19 protein-coding genes and 2 tRNA genes are annotated in these 17,289 nt (G+C 71.2%); 14 read left to right on the top strand and 7 right to left on the bottom strand.

What is annotated here, in order from left to right; translation table 11 throughout:
• Positions 1–3 precede the first annotated feature (3 nt).
• Positions 4–969 carry a LysR substrate-binding domain-containing protein gene (locus CSC62_RS13790; protein WP_162407263.1) on the bottom strand — a complete coding sequence of 322 codons (966 nt, stop codon included), beginning with the start codon at positions 967–969 and terminating at the stop codon, positions 4–6.
• A 186-nt stretch (positions 970–1,155) separates the two neighbouring features.
• Between CSC62_RS13790 and CSC62_RS13785 the strand changes: the two genes are divergently transcribed.
• From CSC62_RS13785 to fdxA, 6 genes are all read left to right on the top strand, one after another.
• Positions 1,156–1,905 (top strand): SDR family oxidoreductase, encoded by a 750-nt coding sequence (locus CSC62_RS13785; protein WP_162407262.1) that lies wholly within the window; start codon positions 1,156–1,158, stop codon positions 1,903–1,905.
• Positions 1,898–2,521 (top strand): 2-dehydro-3-deoxy-6-phosphogalactonate aldolase, encoded by a 624-nt coding sequence (locus CSC62_RS13780; protein WP_162407261.1) that lies wholly within the window; start codon positions 1,898–1,900, stop codon positions 2,519–2,521. The genes CSC62_RS13785 and CSC62_RS13780 overlap by 8 nt, the downstream gene beginning before the upstream one ends.
• Positions 2,518–3,669, top strand: a complete 1,152-nt coding sequence (dgoD, locus tag CSC62_RS13775; protein WP_162407260.1) for a galactonate dehydratase — start codon at positions 2,518–2,520, stop codon at positions 3,667–3,669. Before CSC62_RS13780 ends, dgoD begins: the two co-directional genes overlap by 4 nt.
• A gap of 7 nt (positions 3,670–3,676) precedes the next feature.
• Positions 3,677–4,594 (top strand): SMP-30/gluconolactonase/LRE family protein, encoded by a 918-nt coding sequence (locus CSC62_RS13770; protein ID WP_162407296.1) that lies wholly within the window; start codon positions 3,677–3,679, stop codon positions 4,592–4,594.
• Positions 4,591–5,490: a 2-dehydro-3-deoxygalactonokinase gene (locus CSC62_RS13765; protein ID WP_162407259.1), complete on the top strand. Its 900-nt coding sequence runs from the start codon at positions 4,591–4,593 to the stop codon at positions 5,488–5,490. The genes CSC62_RS13770 and CSC62_RS13765 overlap by 4 nt, the downstream gene beginning before the upstream one ends.
• Positions 5,491–5,577: 87 nt before the next feature.
• On the top strand, positions 5,578–5,901 hold the full coding sequence (gene fdxA / locus CSC62_RS13760; RefSeq protein WP_162407258.1) for a ferredoxin FdxA: 324 nt from the start codon (positions 5,578–5,580) through the stop codon (positions 5,899–5,901).
• A gap of 72 nt (positions 5,902–5,973) precedes the next feature.
• Here the strand turns inward: fdxA and CSC62_RS13755 are convergent, their stop codons facing one another.
• Positions 5,974–6,489: a hypothetical protein gene (locus CSC62_RS13755; RefSeq protein WP_162407257.1), complete on the bottom strand. Its 516-nt coding sequence runs from the start codon at positions 6,487–6,489 to the stop codon at positions 5,974–5,976.
• A 27-nt stretch (positions 6,490–6,516) separates the two neighbouring features.
• The gene (gene dapA / locus CSC62_RS13750) at positions 6,517–7,425 is read right to left on the bottom strand and encodes a 4-hydroxy-tetrahydrodipicolinate synthase (protein WP_162407295.1); all 909 of its coding nucleotides are present in this window, start codon (positions 7,423–7,425) and stop codon (positions 6,517–6,519) included.
• Between the two features lie 147 nt (positions 7,426–7,572).
• Between dapA and CSC62_RS13745 the strand changes: the two genes are divergently transcribed.
• From CSC62_RS13745 to CSC62_RS13710, 8 genes are all read left to right on the top strand, one after another.
• Positions 7,573–8,148 carry a glycine cleavage system transcriptional repressor gene (locus CSC62_RS13745; RefSeq protein WP_211369016.1) on the top strand — a complete coding sequence of 192 codons (576 nt, stop codon included), beginning with the start codon at positions 7,573–7,575 and terminating at the stop codon, positions 8,146–8,148.
• Positions 8,149–8,168: 20 nt separating this feature from the next.
• The gene (locus tag CSC62_RS13740) at positions 8,169–8,645 is read left to right on the top strand and encodes a peroxiredoxin (protein ID WP_162407255.1); all 477 of its coding nucleotides are present in this window, start codon (positions 8,169–8,171) and stop codon (positions 8,643–8,645) included.
• A gap of 132 nt (positions 8,646–8,777) precedes the next feature.
• A complete protein-coding gene (locus CSC62_RS13735; RefSeq protein WP_162407254.1) occupies positions 8,778–10,178 on the top strand; it encodes a PhoH family protein in 1,401 nt (466 codons plus the stop codon).
• A 201-nt stretch (positions 10,179–10,379) separates the two neighbouring features.
• Positions 10,380–10,631 carry a helix-turn-helix domain-containing protein gene (locus CSC62_RS13730; RefSeq protein WP_162407253.1) on the top strand — a complete coding sequence of 84 codons (252 nt, stop codon included), beginning with the start codon at positions 10,380–10,382 and terminating at the stop codon, positions 10,629–10,631.
• 2 nt (positions 10,632–10,633) lie between these two features.
• The gene (locus CSC62_RS13725) at positions 10,634–11,323 is read left to right on the top strand and encodes a YoaK family protein (RefSeq protein ID WP_162407252.1); all 690 of its coding nucleotides are present in this window, start codon (positions 10,634–10,636) and stop codon (positions 11,321–11,323) included.
• Between the two features lie 77 nt (positions 11,324–11,400).
• Entirely contained in the window at positions 11,401–12,222 is an 822-nt protein-coding gene (gene thiD, locus CSC62_RS13720; protein ID WP_162407251.1) for a bifunctional hydroxymethylpyrimidine kinase/phosphomethylpyrimidine kinase, read from the top strand.
• Positions 12,219–13,112, top strand: coding sequence for an alpha/beta hydrolase family protein (locus tag CSC62_RS13715; protein WP_162407250.1), 894 nt, complete (start codon positions 12,219–12,221; stop codon positions 13,110–13,112). The genes thiD and CSC62_RS13715 overlap by 4 nt, the downstream gene beginning before the upstream one ends.
• A gap of 4 nt (positions 13,113–13,116) precedes the next feature.
• Positions 13,117–13,193: transfer RNA gene (locus CSC62_RS13710), tRNA-Arg, on the top strand.
• Positions 13,194–13,431: 238 nt separating this feature from the next.
• On the opposite strand, the gene CSC62_RS13705 is transcribed toward CSC62_RS13710, so the two are convergent.
• From CSC62_RS13705 to recX, 4 genes are all read right to left on the bottom strand, one after another.
• Positions 13,432–13,524, bottom strand: a tRNA-Ser gene (locus CSC62_RS13705).
• A gap of 80 nt (positions 13,525–13,604) precedes the next feature.
• The gene (gene csrA, locus CSC62_RS13700; RefSeq protein WP_162407249.1) at positions 13,605–13,811 is read right to left on the bottom strand and encodes a carbon storage regulator CsrA; all 207 of its coding nucleotides are present in this window, start codon (positions 13,809–13,811) and stop codon (positions 13,605–13,607) included.
• A 164-nt stretch (positions 13,812–13,975) separates the two neighbouring features.
• Positions 13,976–16,627 carry an alanine--tRNA ligase gene (gene alaS / locus CSC62_RS13695; RefSeq protein WP_162407248.1) on the bottom strand — a complete coding sequence of 884 codons (2,652 nt, stop codon included), beginning with the start codon at positions 16,625–16,627 and terminating at the stop codon, positions 13,976–13,978.
• A gap of 118 nt (positions 16,628–16,745) precedes the next feature.
• Complete coding sequence (gene recX, locus CSC62_RS13690) at positions 16,746–17,177, bottom strand: recombination regulator RecX (RefSeq protein ID WP_162407247.1); 432 nt, start codon at positions 17,175–17,177, stop codon at positions 16,746–16,748.
• Between the last annotated feature and the right edge of the window lie 112 nt (positions 17,178–17,289).

Here is a 17,289-nt window from a genome sequence, read left to right as displayed (position 1 = left end):
GAACTAGCGCGGGCCGCCCCGCGCATACAGCTGCCGGGCCATCGTCCGCAGGGCCTCCAGCATCTTCTGCGCCGCCGGCGACAGCAGGTGGCCGCGACGGCGGATGATCCCGAACGACTCCATACCCACGCCCAGTTCCAGCGGCAGCACCGCCAGCTGCTTGGCCTGCACGTACGGCGCCACCGCCTCGACCGGCAATGCGGTCAGCAGGTCGCTGACCCGCAGCAGGTTGGTGGTCACCGGCAGCGAGGAGGTCTCCACCACGTTGCGCGGCCCCTGCATGCCGCGTTCCAAGAACATCGTCTCCAGCCGCGCGCGCAGGACGCTGTCCGGCGGTGGCAGGATCCAGCCGTACGCCGCCAGGTCGGCATGGCGCACGGTCTTCTGCGTGGCCAGCGGATGGCCATGGCGGACCACCACCGAGTGCGGCTCGTCGGCCAGCGGCTCGAACTCCAGGTCCAGGCCGCCGTCGGGATCCATGATCCGGCCGACCACCAGGTCCAGCTGCCCGTCCAGCAGGCGCGCGACCAGCGGCCGGCTGTAGTCCATCTCGATCCGTACCAGGATGTCCGGGTGCCGGCTCTTGATCTCGGCCACCGCGCGCGGGACCAGGTTGGTGCCGGGATTGACCACGGTGCCGATCGAGGCCTGGCCCATGCGGCCGTCGCGCAGAGCCGCGATCTCCTCCTGGGCGCGGCCGATCTCCAGCAGGGCGCTGCGTGCGCGCCGGATCAGCACCTGTCCGTACCAGGTCGGCTGCACCCCGCGCGCGTGCCGATCGAACAGCGGCACGCCCAGCAGGGCCTCCATCTCCGCCAGCAGCTTGGACGCGGCCGGCTGGGTCATTCGCGCCGCCTCGGCCGCACGCAGCACCGAGCCCTGCTCGTCCAGGTGCAGCAAAAGCACCAGGTGCCGGGTCTTGAGGCGGGAAGGATTGGACCAGTGGGCCCCCGAGATCGATCTGTCCATGGCGTCACCCTATGCGAGTGCGGAATAGATTACATCGTAAATTTCATTTCCAAACATATCTCGCCCGCGCGAGGCTTCCCCGCATGTCCCGCGCTAGGACCTGCCCACGAGGCGGGCCGGGTGCAGGCGCAGAAGACCACGGGGAGGAGACCCAGTGACCCGATCCAGCAGCCGCCAGGGTCGCGCGTGAGCGCGCGCCTGGCCGGCAAGACCGCCCTCGTCACCGGCGCCGCCAGCGGCATCGGCGCGGCCACCGCACGCCTGTTCGCCCGCCAGGGCGCGCGCGTGGTCGGCCTGGACGTCGCCGCGGCCGGCGATCCGGCCGCGCTGGCCGCGGGCGTCGAACACCGGCAGGTGGACATCCCCGACGGCGACGCCGTGCGCGCGGCGGTGGCCACCGCCCTCGCCCGCCACGGCCGGATCGACGTCCTGGTCAACAACGCCGGCGCCGACGTGTTCTCCGATCCATTGGAACTGTCCGGCGAGGCCTGGCAACGCAACCTCGACCTCAACCTCAAGGGCGCCTGGCACCTGGCCCAGGCGGTGCTGCCGGCGATGCTCGGACAAGGCGCCGGCGCGATCGTCAACATCGCCTCGGTCCACGGCCAGCGCATCATCCCCGGCTGCTTTCCCTACAACGTCGCCAAGCACGGCCTGATCGGCCTGACCCGTGCGCTCGGGATCGAGTACGCGGCCCGCGGCATCAGGGTCAATTCCATCTCTCCTGGACTGATCCTGGTGCCGCGGATCGAGGCCTGGTTCGAACGCGAGCCTGGCGCGCGCGAGGCGCAGACCGCGCTGCTGCCGCCACGCCGGATCGGCGATCCCGACGAGGTCGCCCACACCGCGCTGTTCCTGGCCAGCGACGAAGCCCGTTTCATCAACGCCACCGACATCCTCGTCGATGGCGGCCGCTCGCAGATCTACCATGACTGACACCACTCCCTTCCGCCTGCCGCTGGTCGCGATCCTGCGCGGCATCACCCCGGACGAATCGGTCGCCCACGTCGGCGAGCTGGTGGCCGAGGGCTACGACGCGATCGAGATTCCGCTCAACTCACCGGACTGGCGCGAGGGCATCGCCCGCGCGGTCCAGGCGCATGGCGACGCCGCCTGGATCGGAGGCGGCACCGTGCTGCAGCCGGAGCAGGTCGATGTCCTCCACGGCGTGGGCGCACGCTTCATCGTCACTCCCAACACCAACCCGACGCTGATCCGGCACGCGGTCGACGCCGGGCTGCAGGTCGTGGCCGGCTTCGCCACCGCCAGCGAGGCCTTCGCCGCGCTCGACGCCGGCGCGCAGATGCTCAAGCTGTTCCCCGCCGCGACCTATGGCCCCGGCCATGTCCGTGCCCTGCGCGCGGTGCTGCCCAAGGGCACGCCGCTGTACGTGGTCGGCGGCGTCACCCCCGAATCGCTTTCCTCCTGGCTCGCCAGCGGCGCCGACGGCGCCGGCATCGGCGGCGAACTCTATCGACCCGGCCAGTCCCCGGAGACCACCCGCGCCCATGCGCGGGCCTTCCGCCTGGCCCTTGCGGACGCCCGCGCATGAAGATCACCAAGCTCACCACCTACCACGCCGCACCGCGCTGGCTGTTCCTCAAGGTCGAGACCGACGAGGGCATCGCCGGCTGGGGCGAGCCGGTCATCGAGGGCCGCTCGCGCACGGTCGAGGCCGCGGTCCACGAACTGGGCGAATACCTGGTCGGCAAGGACCCCGCGCGGATCAACGACCTCTGGCAGACCCTGTACCGCGGCGGCTTCTACCGCGGCGGCCCGATCCTGATGAGCGCGATCGCCGGCATCGACCAGGCCTTGTGGGACATCAAGGGCAAGACCCTGGGCGTGCCGGTGTACCAGCTGCTCGGCGGCCTGGTCCGCGAGCGGATGAAGACCTACCGCTGGGTCGGCGGCGATCGCCCGGCCGAGCTGGTCGAACAGATCCGCGGCTACCGCGCGCTGGGCTTCGACACCTTCAAGTTCAACGGCACCGAGGAGATGCGCCTGATCGACAGCCCGCGCGCGGTCGACGCGGCGCTGGAGAAGGTCGCCGCGGTGCGCGAGGCCTTCGGCCATTCGGTCGACTTCGGCATCGACTTCCACGGCCGGGTCGGCGCGCCGATGGCCCGGGTGCTGCTGCGCGAACTGGAGCCGTTCAAGCCGCTGTTCGTGGAGGAGCCGGTCCTGCCCGAACAGGCCGAGTACTACCCGCGCCTGGCCGCCGCTTCTCCGATCCCGCTGGCGGCCGGCGAGCGCATGTTCTCGCGCTTCGAGTTCAAGCGCGTGCTGGAGGCCGGCGGCCTGGCGATCCTGCAGCCGGACCTGTCGCACGCCGGCGGCATCAGCGAATGCCTGAAGATCGCCGCCATGGCCGAGGCGTACGATGTCGCCCTGGCTCCGCACTGCCCGCTCGGGCCGGTGGCCCTGGCCGCCTGCCTGCACGTGGACTTCGTCTCGCACAATGCCGTGCTCCAGGAGCAGAGCATCGGCATCCACTACAACCAGGGTACCGACCTGCTCGACTACGTGCTCAACAGGGACGACTTCGCCTGCGACGCCGGCGGCCACATCTGCGCCCTGCCCGGCCCCGGCCTGGGCGTGGAGATCGACGAGGATCGCCTGCGGCACGCCCACCGCAATCCGCCGGACTGGCGCAACCCGCTGTGGCGCCATGCCGACGGCAGCGTGGCGGAGTGGTGAGGTGAACATGCCGGCGCCGGGACCGGATGAAGTCTTGCGGCTGGCCGTGGACGCGCGCTGCGCGCACGGCGAGGGCGTGGTCTGGGACCAGGACCGGCAGCAGGTGCTGTGGGTGGACATCGACGGCGCCCGCCTCTGGCTGCACCGCCCCGGCGACGGCCACACCCGTTCCTGGGCCCTGCCCGAACGCGCCGGCTGCATCGGCCTGGGCGAGGACGGCAGCCTGCTGCTGGCGCTGGCCAAGGGCCTGTACCGCGCCGACCTGGACGGCGCCGGCCAGGAGCTGCCGCTGTGGCACCTGGAGGCGGTGGAGCTGGAGCAGGCGCACACCAAGGTCAACGACGGCCGCGCCGACCGCCACGGCAACTTCGTGTTCGGCACCATGAACGAACATCCGGAGCGCGCGCCGACCGGCGCGTTCTACCAGTATTCGGCCGCGCACGGCCTGCGCCGGCTGCCGTTGCCGGGCGTGGCCATCCCCAATTCGATCTGCTTCTCGCCCGACGGGCTGACGATGTACTGGTGCGATTCGCTCGACGCCCGGATCCTGTGCGGCGACTACGACCCGGCCAACGCCCAGGTGCGCGCGGTGCGCTGCTTCGCCCGGATCGAGGACGACGCCAATGCCTCGCCCGACGGTTCCTGCATCGACGCCGACGGCTATCTCTGGAATGCGCAGTGGGGCGCGGCGCGGGTGGTGCGCTACCGTCCCGACGGCACGGTCGACCGGATCGTGCCCCTGCCGGTGCCGCAGCCGTCGTGCTGCGCCCTCGGCGGGCCCGCGCTGGACACGCTCTACGTGATCACCTCGCCGCAGGGCCTGGACCCGGCCGCGCGCGCGGCGGCGCCGGAATCCGGCGGCCTGTACGCGCTGCCGGTGCCCGGCTGCCGCGGCCTGGCCGAAAGCCGGGTGGCCTTGCCGTGATCGCGGTCGACTGGGGCACCAGCAGCCTGCGCGCCTACCGCCTGGACGCAGGCGGCGCCATCCTCGACCAGCGCCGCGGCAGCGACGGCGCCCTGGCCAGTGCCGGCCGCTTCGGCCAGGTGCTGGCCGCCCTGCTGGACGGCTGGGACGACCGACTGGTCGTGCTCGGCGGCATGGTCGGCGGCCGCGGCGGCTGGATCGAGGTGCCGTACGTGGATTGCCCGGCCGGCCTGGACGCGCTGGCCGCCGGCATGCTCCGCCTCGACGACGACCGGGTCGACGCGCCGGCGCTGCGCGGGCGCGCGTTGTGGTGCGCGGCCGGCATGGCCGACCGCCAGCAGGCCGCAGCCGACGTCATGCGCGGCGAGGAGACCCAGGTCGCCGCCCTGTTCGACCTGCTCGGCCCCGGCGAGCACCGGATCTGCCTGCCCGGCACCCACAGCAAGTGGGTGCGGGTGCGCGACGGCCGGATCGTGCGCATCGCCACCGCCATGACCGGCGAGGTCTACGGCCTGCTGCGCCGGCACAGCATCCTCGCCCGCAGCATGCCCGAGGCCGAACCGGCGCTGGATCCGGCCGCGTTCGACGCCGGCGCCGCCGATCCGGGCCAGTCCGGCCTGCTGCACGACCTGTTCGGGGTGCGCACCGCCGCGCTGTTCGGACGCTTCGACGGCGATGCCTTGCCGTCGTACCTGTCCGGCCTGCTGGTCGGCCACGAACTGCGCGCGGCGCTGCCGGCGGACGCCACCGGCACGGTCCACCTGCTCGGCAGCGACGCGTTGCTGGAGCGCTATGCACGGGCGCTGGAAGCGATGGGGATGCAGGTGCGCCGGCATCGCGAGGATCTGGCCGCAACCGGCCTCCACCGCCTCGCACAGGCCCGCGGCCTGGCCTGAGAACCGCCGCCCATTGCCGCCGCAGGACGCGGCCCGGCGCGCTGGATTAGAATATCGCGCCCTTCTGCACGCCCGCGCGGTCGTTCCATGCCCTTCGTCGTCACCGAGAACTGCATCAAGTGCAAGTACACCGACTGCGTGGAGGTGTGCCCGGTCGACTGCTTCCACGAGGGTCCGAACTTCCTGGTGATCGATCCGGACGAGTGCATCGACTGCACCCTGTGCGAGCCCGAGTGCCCGGCCAATGCGATCTACCCCGAGGACGACGTGCCGGCCGGGCAGGAGAACTACGTCGCGCTCAACGCCGAGCTGGCCAAGGCCTGGCCGGTGATCACCGTGCGCAAGGAACCGCTGGCCGACGCCGCCGAATGGGACGGCAAGCCCGGCAAGCTGCCGTTTCTGGAGCGCTGAGCAGGACCGGCAGCGGAAACGAAGAAGGCGCCCGATGGGCGCCTTCTTCGGTCAGGGCCGGCGAATGGCGGTTCAGCGCGCCAGTGCCGCCTGCAGCGAGGCCACCACCTTCAGCGGCGCCTCGCCGGTCGCGGGCAGACCGCGCGGATCAACCGCCGACACGTAGGCGCCGCTTTCCACCGCGACCACGCGTACCAGGAAGTCGCTGCCCTGGTAGGAGACGTCATAGGTGCCCAGCAGCTGGGCCTTGCTGGCGATGGCCAGGCCGTCGATGCCCTCCAGCGCGGTGCCGACCTTGGCGAAGGTCTCGTCGCGGGTGCCGGCCACGGTGAAGCCGCTGGCCGAAGGCGCCGGGGCCGCGCCCGGGCGCGCCGGCTGCGCGGCGCCGGCCGGCGGCAAAGACATCGCGCCGGAGGTGTCGGGCAGGTTGAGATCGGGCGGCACTTCCAGCGGACGCTGTTCGGCGGCCAGGGCGTAGTCGCCGCGCGCGCCCTTGCGGAACCAGGAACAGCCGCTCAGCACCGCGACCGCGGTGAAGGCGAGCAGGACGGCCACGCCGGTGCGGGCGATGCGGGAAGTCTGGGACATCGGGAAGGTTCTCCGGAGGGTTCTGGATCAGGCCGCGAGCGGTTCGCGGCCACAGTGTGCTTCGAGTTCGCCGGCCAGCGCGAGGTTTCGCGCCAGTTCGGCCCGGTGCGCGGCCGACAGCGGCAGCAGCGGCAGGCGCACGCCCTGGCCGTAGCCCAGCCCCTGCAGCAGGGCCTTGACCGGGATCGGGTTCGGTTCCACGCCGCAGAAGGCGTGTAGCGGCGCCAGTTGTGCGTCCCACTGCCCGGCCGCGGCAGCATGGCCGCCACGGGCCAGGTCGCAGAGGCGGCGATAGGCGGCCGGGGCGGCGTTGGAGCCGACCGAGACCAGGCCATCGGCGCCGGCGAGCATGGCGCGCCCGGCTTGGCCGTCGTCGCCGCCGAGGACGCTGAAGGCCGGGCTGCGCAATGCGAGCAGCGCCGCCATCCGCGCCGGATCGGACGCGGCTTCCTTGATGCCGACGATGCGCGCGTGCGAAGCCAGTTCGGCCACCGTCTCCGGCAGCAGGTCGGCCGCGGTGCGGACGCTGACGTTGTACAGGACCACCGGCAGTCCGCCCTGTTCGGCCACGGCGCGGTAATGCGCCAGCAGGCCGGCCTGGGTCGGGCGCACGTACGGCGGCGTCACCACCAGCGCCGCATCGGCGCCGGCCGCGGCGGCGCGGCGGGTCTGGGCGATGGTGCGCGCGGTCCCGGACAGGCCGGTGCCGGCCAGCACCGGGATCCGTCCGGCGACGGTTTCCACCGCGATCCGCAGCAGGGTGTCGTATTCGGCGTCTTCGAGCATCGACGCCTCGCCGGTCGACCCGGCCACCACCACGCCCTGCGCGCCGGCGGCCAGCTGCCACTGCAGCAGCCGGCGCCAGGCGTCGAGGTCGAGTGCGCCGGCCCCGTCGAACGGGGTCGCCAGCGCGGTGATGAGGCCGGTGGGGTGCAAAGCCGGTTTCACTCTGTTTTCTGCGGCTTGCGCGTGCGGCGCAGGCCGGTTCAAGGAGGCCCGATCATACTTGCGGCCCGAAAGCACGGGCAAGTATGCTGCACCCGGCGGCGCGGCCGTTCCGGCCCCGCCATTCAGCCACCCGCAATGCCGGAAGCCTCCTTGACCGACACCCCGCCCCGGCCTTCGCCGAACGAAAACCACCTCCTGATCAACGCCTATACGACGCATCCGGAGTCGCCTCTGTTGTCGGTCACCCGCCGTATCGCCGACAGCGGCTGCAACCTGGTGGATGCGCGCCTGGCCACGGTGGGCCGCGACGTGTCGATGACCGCGCTGGCGATGGGTTCCTGGGACGCGGTGGCCAAGCTGGAGGCCATGCTCGGCCGCCTGGACCGCGAGGAAGGCCTCAAGCTCAACTGGTACCGCACCGCCGCCAAGCAGGTGCAGTCCAACCTGCTGCCGTACATCGTGGAAGTGGTGGCCGCCGACAAGCCGGGCATCCTGTTCCAGCTGGCCGACTTCTTCGACCGCCAGGGCATCACCATCGAGAACCTGCAGAGCACCCGCTACCGGGCGATGCAGACCGGCGCGGAGATGTTCTCGGCGCAGGTGACCATTGGCGTGCCGGCCAACATGCACATCGCCGCCCTGCGCGACGACTTCCTCGAGTTCTGCGACCACCTGAACCTCGACGCGATCATGGATCCGATGAAGTTCTGACGGAGCGTCACGACCGCCCCATGAAGCAAGGCAAGCTCGACCGCACCACCCTGACCCTGCCGCTGGCCTTGTCCGGCGGCCGCCAGGCCACCCTCGCCGACTATGCCGGCCGCTGGCTGGTCCTGTACTTCTATCCGAAGGACAGCACGCCCGGCTGCACCACCGAGGGCCTGGACTTCAACGCCCTGCTGCCGCGTTTCGCCGCCCTCGGCGCCGACGTGCTCGGCGTCTCCCGCGACTCGGTGAAGTCGCACGACAACTTCTGCGCCAGGCAGGGCTTCGCCTTCCCGCTGGTCAGCGACGGCGACGAGGCCCTGTGCCGCGCCTTCGACGTGATCCACGAGAAGAACATGTACGGGCGCAAGGTGCTGGGCGTGGTCCGCAGCACCTTCCTGGTCTCGCCCGACGGCCGCATCGCGCGCGAATGGCGCGGGGTCAAGGTCCCCGGCCACGCCCAGGCCGTGCTCGACGCACTGAAGGCCGAAGCCGAGCAGTGATGCCCGCATCCGTCCACGCCCCCGTCGCCCTGCCCCGCAGGCCGCGACGGTTCGCCCCTGTCCGGCGTCCGCCGGCGCCACTGCTGTCCGCGCCACCCCACCCTGCCCCGCACCTCCCACCAGGAAGCCACGATGACCCGAGGCAAGCGCATCTACGTGCTGGACACCAACGTGCTGATGCACGACCCCACCGCGCTGTTCAAGTTCGAGGAGCATGACGTCTACCTGCCGATGCAGGTGATCGAGGAACTGGACAATGCCAAGAAGGGCACCTCCGAGGCCAGCCGCAACGCGCGCCAGGTCAGCCGCTTCCTCAACGAACTGGTGGAGAACGCCGGCCTGGAACGCCTGGCCGACGGCATCCCGCTGGCCCAGCCCAACGGCGTGCAGCTGCGCGGCCGCCACAGCGCCGGCCTGCTGCGCTTCCAGACCAGCCACTTCGACGCCGGCAAGAGCTTCGGCAAGGTGATCCCGGACAACGCCATCCTCGGCGCGATCCTGGCGCTGAAGGAGGCCACCCCGGCCGAGATCCCGGTGGTGTTCGTGTCCAAGGACATCAACCTGCGGATCAAGGCGGCCATCGCCGGGATCGTGTCGGAGGACTACGAGAACGACCGCGCCCTGGACGACTTCAGCCTGCTGTTCACCGGCGCCACCGAACTGCCGGAAGACTTCTGGGAGAAGCACCGCGACGACCTGCGATCGTGGTCGGACAAGGGCCGCACGACCTACGAGGTCGTCCTGCGCGAGGACGAGGACTGGCATCCGAACCAGTACCTGTACCTGCCCGGCGAGGACGAGGTCGAGCTGCGGGTGGCCAGGGTCGCCGACGGCAAGGCCGTGCTCGCCCTGGTCGACGACTTCCGCGGCGGCCAGCACGCGGTGTGGGGCATCACCGCGCGCAACCGCGAGCAGAACTTCGCGCTCAACGCGCTGATGGACCCGGACATCGACTTCGTCACCCTGCTCGGCACCGCCGGCACCGGCAAGACCCTGCTGGCGCTGGCCGCCGGCCTGGCCCAGACCATGGACCAGCAGCGCTACCGCGAGATCATCATGACCCGCGCCACGGTCAGCGTCGGCGAGGACATCGGCTTCCTGCCCGGCACCGAGGAGGAAAAAATGACCCCGTGGATGGGCGCGCTGACCGACAACCTGGAAGTGCTCACCCACAACCAGGAAGGCGGCGCCTGGGGCCGTGCGGCGACCAACGACCTGCTCGCCAGCCGGATCAAGATCCGCTCGATGAACTTCATGCGCGGCCGCACCTTCCTCTCGCGCTACCTGATCCTGGACGAGGCGCAGAACCTGACGCCGAAGCAGATGAAGACCCTGATCACCCGCGCCGGCCCGGGCACCAAGATCGTCTGCCTGGGCAACGTCGAGCAGATCGACACCCCGTACCTGACCGAGACCACCTCGGGCCTGACCTACGCGGTGGACCGCTTCAAGAACTGGCCGCACAGCGCGCACATCACCCTGCGCCGCGGCGAGCGCTCGCGGCTGGCGGATTTCGCCTCGGAAGTGCTGTAGCGCTTCGTTCCGGCCGCGAGCGATGCGCGGCCGGAACCGCCATGCGCACCGTCGTCCCGGCGTACGCCGGGACCCAGCGCCTTTGCCGCACCTCCAGGCAGAGGCCAGATGATGATGCATGAAGCATCACATATGACGCCCTGAACTTGCATTTGGGCGTATCCGGCGTAAGTTTGTCCGTACCACCCCGGCCACGCCCCAATGATCTCCGCCTCCCAGATGCGCGCCGCCCGCGCCCTCCTCGGCATCGACCAGCGCCAGCTGGCGGCGCTGTCCGGAGTATCGCTGCCCACCATCCAGCGCATGGAGGCCAGCGACGGCACCGTGCGCGGCGTGATCGACACGCTGATGAAGGTGGTCGATGCGCTGGATGCGGCCGGGATCGAACTGATCGGTCCGGGCCAACCCAGCCGCGGCGAGGGCCGCGGGGTGCGGCTGAAGGACGCGCGCTGAGCATGGGCATCCAGCTGCCACGCTGGGTCTGGGTGGGCGCGGTGACGCTGGCCTGCGTCGGCGGCATGGTCAACGTGATCGGCTACCTCGGCTTCGAGCACCAGGCCGTCAGCCACCTCACCGGCACCACCAGCCTGCTCGGCGCGGCCCTGGCGCATGGCGAATGGCGCGCGGTGCGGCACCTGTGGGCCATGCTGATCGCCTTCTGCCTGGGCGCGATGCTCAGCGGCCTGATCATCCAGGACTCGACCCTGCGCCTGGGCCGCCGCTACGGCGTGGCGCTGGCACTGGAGGCGCTGCTGCTGGCCACGGCGGTGCCGCTGTTCGAACGCCAGCAACTCAACGGCGCCCTGCTGGCGGCGATGGCCTGCGGCCTGCAGAACGCAATGGTCACCACCTACAGCGGCGCGGTGGTGCGCACCACCCACCTCAGCGGCATGTTCACCGACCTGGGCATCGGCTTGGGCCATCTGATCCGCGGCATGCCGCTGCAGGTCCGGCGCCTCACCTTGAGCGGGATGATCATCAGCGGCTTCCTCACCGGCGGCGTGCTCGGCGCCTGGTTGTTCGGCGCGCTGCAGTACCGCGCGCTGCTGGTGCCCGCCGCGCTGACCGGGCTGACCGGCATCGGCTACGCCGCCTACCGCCACTGGTCGCTTTCGCGGCAAGCGCCACGGCCGCCGGAGGCATAGCCTTACCGGCGGGGTCGCGGCCGCGGCTTCGTGCCCCTGTGGCACGAAGCCCGTGCGCGGCAGTGCAGAATAGGCCCATGAACGATTCCCGCCCCGACGCCCGGCCCGTTTCCGTCCTCACCATCGCCGGCTCCGACTCCGGCGGTGGCGCCGGCATCCAGGCCGACCTGAAGACCTTCGCCGCGCATGGCGTGCACGGCCTGTCCGCGCTGGCCGCGCTGACCGCCCAGCACACCCGCGGGGTGACCGCGGTGCACGTCCCATCGCCGGACTTCCTCGAAGCGCAGATCGACGCGTGCTTCGACGACTTCCGCATCGGCGCGGTCAAGCTCGGCATGCTCGCCAGCGCACCGGTGATCGAGACCGTCGCCCGCGCACTGGAGCGCCACCGCCCGGCGCACGTGGTGATCGACCCGGTGATGGTCGCCACCAGCGGCGCGCGCCTGCTGGAGGAGGACGCGCTGGCCGCCCTGCGCGAACGCCTTTTGCCGCTGGCCAGCGTGCTCACCCCGAATCTGCCGGAAGCCGAACTGCTGCTGGGCTGGTCCATCCCCGACCTGGGCACGATGCCGCACGCGGCCGCCGCGCTGCGCGCGCTGGGCGCACCGGCGGTGCTGCTGAAGGGCGGCCACTTGGCCGGGCCGGGCGAGGTGGTCGACATCCTGGTCGATGCGCAGGGCGAGCAGCGCACCGCGCATCCGCGCCTGCGGGTGGACGCGCACGGCACCGGCTGCACCTTGGCCTCGGCCGTGGCCGCCAACCTGGCCCGCGGCCTGGCGCTGCGCCCGGCCTGCGCGGCCGCGGTCGACTACGTGCATGCCGCCCTGCGCGGCGGCTTCCGTCCCGGCCGCGGCCAAGTGCTGGTGCTGGACCACTTCGCCACGATGCCCGGCCGATGAGCCTGCAGGCGGACGACCGCGAGGCGGTCGCAGCCGACGGGCACCGCTGGACCCTGCTCGGCCGGCGCCCCGAGCGACCGCGCGCGCAGCTGCTCTGGCTGCCGGCGCTGGGCGTGTCCGCGCGCAACTACCTGCCGCTGGCCGAGGCGCTGGCAGCGCGCGGAGTGGCGACCTGGGTGCACGAATGGCGCGGCAACGGCGGCAGCTCCCTGCGGCCTTCGCGCGACTGCGACTGGGGTTACCGCGAACTGCTGAGCCTGGACCTGCCGGCCAGCCTGGCCGTGCTTGGCGAAGGCGGCCCGCGCACGATCGGCGGCCACAGCCTCGGCGGACAGCTGGCCTGCTGCTTCGCCGGCCAGCACCCGCAGGCGATCGACGGCCTGTGCCTGGTCGCCAGCGGCACGCCGTATTGGCGCAGCTTTCCCGGCCCGCGCGGCTGGCTGCTGCCCGCCGTGTACCGCTTCCTGCCTTGGCTGGCCCGTCGCCGGGGCGTACTGCCCGGCCGCCGGCTCGGCTTCGGCGGCACCGAAGCGCGCGGCCTGATCGCCGACTGGGCCCGGGTCGGCCTGAGCAACCGCTACGCCGCGGCCGGCATGGACGCCGACCTGGATGCGGACATGGGCCGCATCCGCGCGCCGGTGCATGCGCTGGTGCTGGCCGACGACTGGCTCGCCCCGCGCGGCTCGATGCAGGCCCTGCTCGCGCGCATGCCGCAGGCGCCGGCGCGGATCGAGGTCATGGATGCGGACCGGCTGCAGGCCGCCGCCGATCACTTCGCCTGGATGAAGCGGCCGGCCGCCGTCGCCGAAGCGCTGGCTGAAGATTTTTCGATTTCCTCGCCCGGAACGATTGACGACCGCCCGAGGCTCGCTCATACTTCCGCGCCTTGAAAACGCGCCCGTAGCTCAGCTGGATAGAGTACCTGGCTACGAACCAGGCGGTCGGGAGTTCGAATCTCTCCGGGCGCGCCATTTTCAAAAGGGCCGGTGACGCAAGTCACCGGCCCTTCTTTTTTGTGTGCGGCGCGGGGCGCATGCCGCGTCGACGGGGTGCGCATCGGTCATCTACCGCATGCCCGCCGGCCACCGCGTGACGCGTCCCACTGTCGGGAGCCGGGCTGCACGCGCTGCATTGCGCCCGCGCCATTCGCCTCGAAGAACCACTCGCCCGGAACGACGAAAGCCGCCTTTGGGGCGGCTTTCGCAGGTCTGGCGGAGTGAGAGGGATTCGAACCCTCGATAGAGCTTTTGACCCTATACTCCCTTAGCAGGGGAGCCCCTTCGGCCTCTCGGGCATCACTCCGTGGGTGCCCGCTACGCGACTGCGTTTGCGGGCCGCGAAAGGATACCTGCTGGCCGGTTTCCCGGCAAACATTTCCGCACTCAATCGCCGGCGGCGTCCTCGCCCGTACCGGTGCCAGGCGCTTCGCCGCGCTGGATCCGCTGGTAGATCTCCTCGCGGTGCACGGACACGTCTTTCGGGGCGGTGATGCCGATCCGCACCTGGTTGCCCTTGACCCCGAGCACGGTGACGGTGATCGAATCGCCGATCATCAGGGTTTCGCCTACTCGGCGGGTCAGAATCAGCATTGTCTTTCTCCATGGAGCCGGCAAAATCCTTGCCGGCCTGCGCAACGATCTCCACGTGAAGACCGGGACGCGTCCACTCTGCAGCGTACGGTGAGGGTCGGGGGATCGTACTGCCCGTGCCTGCGGGCCGGCAAGGGCCGGCCCGCACGGGTGTTAACGCACGATCAGCCGAGGCGTTGACCGACCCAAGCAGGAATTTCGCCGAGGGCAAGGGCAAGGGCGGGCCCGTCCTCGCCACCACCCTGGGCGAGGTCCGGGCGTCCGCCGCCCTTGCCCCCGATACGACCGGCCACGTGGGCCAGAAGTTCGCCGGCCTTGACTTTGCCCGTTGCGGCGCCGTTCACGCCCGCGACCAGGGCGGCCTTGCCGTCCTGCGCGCCGGCGAGGATCACCACGGTGTCGCCGAGCTGCTGCTTGAGCCGGTCCACCGCCTCGCGCAGGCCCTTGGCGTCGATCCCTTCCAGGCGCGCGGCCAGGACCTTGATCCCGCCCACGTCCACCGCCGAGGCCGCCAGGTCGGCGGCCGCTTCGCTGGCGGCCTTGGCCTTGAACGACTCGATCTCGCGCTCGAGCCTGCGGATGCGCTCGGCCAGCGAGCGGGCCTTGTCGACCACGTCGCCGCGGCTGCCGCCGAGCACGGCGGCAGCCTCGTCCAGGCTGCGGCCTTCGGCGGCCACGTGGTCCAGCGCGCCCTGCCCGGTCACCGCCTCGATCCGGCGCACGCCAGCCGAGACGCCGCCCTCGGAGACGATCCTGAACAGGCCGATGTCGCCGGTGCGGCCGACGTGGGTGCCGCCGCACAGCTCGACCGATTCGCCCATCTTCACCACCCGCACGCGCTCGCCGTACTTCTCGCCGAACAGCGCCATCGCGCCCAGGTCCAGCGCCTCCTGGATGCCCATCTGCTGGATCACCACCGGATGGTTGGCGCGGACCTCGTCGTTGACCAGGCGCTCGATCGTGGCCAGTTCCTCGGATGCGACCGGCTGGAAATGCGAGAAGTCGAAGCGCAGGCGGTCGGGCGCGACCAGCGAACCCTTCTGCGCGACGTGGGTGCCGAGCAGGCCGCGCAGGGCACCGTGCAGCAGGTGGGTGGCCGAGTGGTTGAGGACGATGGTGCCGCGGCGGGCGGCATCGACCTGGCCGGCGAGCACGTCGCCCAGCTTCACCGCGCCTTGGGTCACGCGCACGAAATGACCGTGGAACTGGCCGGCGAACTTCTGGGTATCGGTGACCTCGAGGGAGGCCCCGTCGCCGGCCAGGGTGCCGGTGTCGCCGACCTGGCCACCGGACTCGGCATAGAAAGGCGTGCGGTCGGTCAGCACGATGGCCTCGTCGCCGGCCTGCACGCTTTCGACCGGGCGGCCGTCGCGCAGCAGGGCCACGATCTTCAGGCCGTCGGCCTGCAGCGCGTCGTAACCGAGGAACGCGGTCGGCTGCAGGGTCGCGACCAGGTCGGCCGGCAGCTGCACGCCGCCGCCGAACTTGCCGGCCGCGCGCGCGGTCTCGCGCTGCTGCTCCATCGAGGCGTCGAAGCCAGCCACGTCCACGCTCAGGCCGCGCTCGCGGGCGATGTCCTGGGTCAGGTCCAGCGGGAAGCCGTAGGTGTCGTACAGGCGGAACGCGTCCACGCCGGGGATGGTGCCGTCGGCCGCACGCGAGGCGACGTCCTCGAAGATCTTCATGCCGGCGTCGAGGGTCTCGGCGAAGCGCTCCTCCTCGGCCTTGAGCGCACGCTCGACGGTCGACTGCGCGGCCGGCAGCTCAGGGTAGGCTTCGCCCATTAGCGCCGACAGGGTCGGCACCAGCTTGTGGAAGAACGGCTCGCGCACGCCCAGCATCCAGCCGTGGCGCAGGGCGCGGCGGATGATCCGGCGCAGCACGTAGCCGCGGCCTTCGTTGGACGGCAGCACGCCGTCGACGATCAGGAAGGCGCTGGCGCGGATGTGGTCGGCGATCACGCGCAGCGACTTGTTCTCCAGGTCGGCGGTGCCGGTGAGCTGCCCGGCATGGCGGATCAGCGCCTGGAACAGGTCGATCTCGTAGTTGGAGTGCACGTGCTGCAGGATCGCGGCCAGGCGCTCCAGGCCCATGCCGGTATCCACGCACGGCGCCGGCAGCGGGATCAGGCTGCCGTCGGACTGGCGGTCGAACTGCATGAAGACGTTGTTCCAGATCTCGATGTAGCGGTCGCCGTCCTCGTCCGGCGAGCCGGGCGGGCCGCCGGCGATGTGCTCGCCGTGATCGTAGAAGATCTCGGTGCAGGGACCGCAGGGGCCGGTATCGGCCATCTGCCAGAAGTTGTCGCTGGCGTAGGGCGCGCCCTTGTTGTCGCCGATGCGGATGATGCGCTCCGGCGGCAGGCCGACCATCCGGTGCCACAGGTCGTAGCTTTCGTCGTCGGTGTGGTAGACGGTCACCAGCAGGCGCTCGGGCGGCAGCTTCCACACCTGGGTCAGCAGCTCCCACGACCAGGCAATCGCCTCTTTCTTGAAGTAGTCGCCGAAGGACCAGTTGCCCAGCATCTCGAAGAAGGTGTGGTGGCGGGCGGTGTAGCCGACCGAATCCAGGTCGTTGTGCTTGCCGCCGGCGCGCAGGCAGCGCTGGACGTCGGCCGCACGCACGTAGCTGCGCTTCTCCGCGCCCAGGAACACGTCCTTGAACTGGACCATGCCCGAGTTGGTGAACAGCAGGGTCGGGTCGTTGCCCGGCACCAGCGGGGCCGAGGGCACGATGGTGTGGCCCTTGCCCTGGAAGAATTCGAGGAAGTCCTGGCGGATGCGGGCAGTGGTGTACGCGGGAGTCGAGGCGGTCATCTGGCTGTGGCTGGCGGGCGGACGGGTCCGGGCCAGGGAAGCGCCTGCGGCGCCCCGGCGGGACGGGAAATCCAACCCGCAAAGGGTAGCAGAGCGCGGGGAACCCCCGCCGAACGGCTCAGTCGTCCGGATCGAACCGGGTGGCGCGGCGGATGCTGTCGCCGTCGAAGCCGCGCCGGGCCAGCAGGTCGGCGGCCTTGCGCCGCTGCGCCAGGTCGGCCGGCCCGGCTTCGCCGTAGCGGCGCCGAACCAGGTCGCGGGCCACCTCGGTCCAGTCGCCCTCGAAGGTTTCCAGGGCTGCGGCGACGGCCTCGCTGCCCAGGCCATGGGTGCCCAGCTCGGCCCGGATGTAGAGCGGGCCGTAGCCCGACGCCGCCCTGCTCCGCACCAGCGACGCGGCGAAGCGGGTGTCGTCCTGCCAGCCGTCGCCGGCCAGGCGCTCGACCGCGGCGGCGGCCTCGTCGGCCTCGACGCCACGCGAGGTGAGCTTGCGGGTCAGTTCCCTGCGCGAATGCTCGCGCCGGACCAGCAGGCCGAGCGCACGCTGCACCGGCGTGGGCTGGGGGCGGGGCTTGCGGGGTGGCTCTTATAACCATTCGCCGCTGCCGAGGAATAGAGAGGGGTGAATCTTCGGGGGGGCTCGCGTACATACATAAAAGAAA

The organism is Pseudoxanthomonas jiangsuensis, assembly GCF_010093185.1.
Lineage (GTDB): Bacteria > Pseudomonadota > Gammaproteobacteria > Xanthomonadales > Xanthomonadaceae > Pseudoxanthomonas > Pseudoxanthomonas jiangsuensis.
This window is presented reverse-complemented; position numbering and strand designations above follow the sequence as displayed.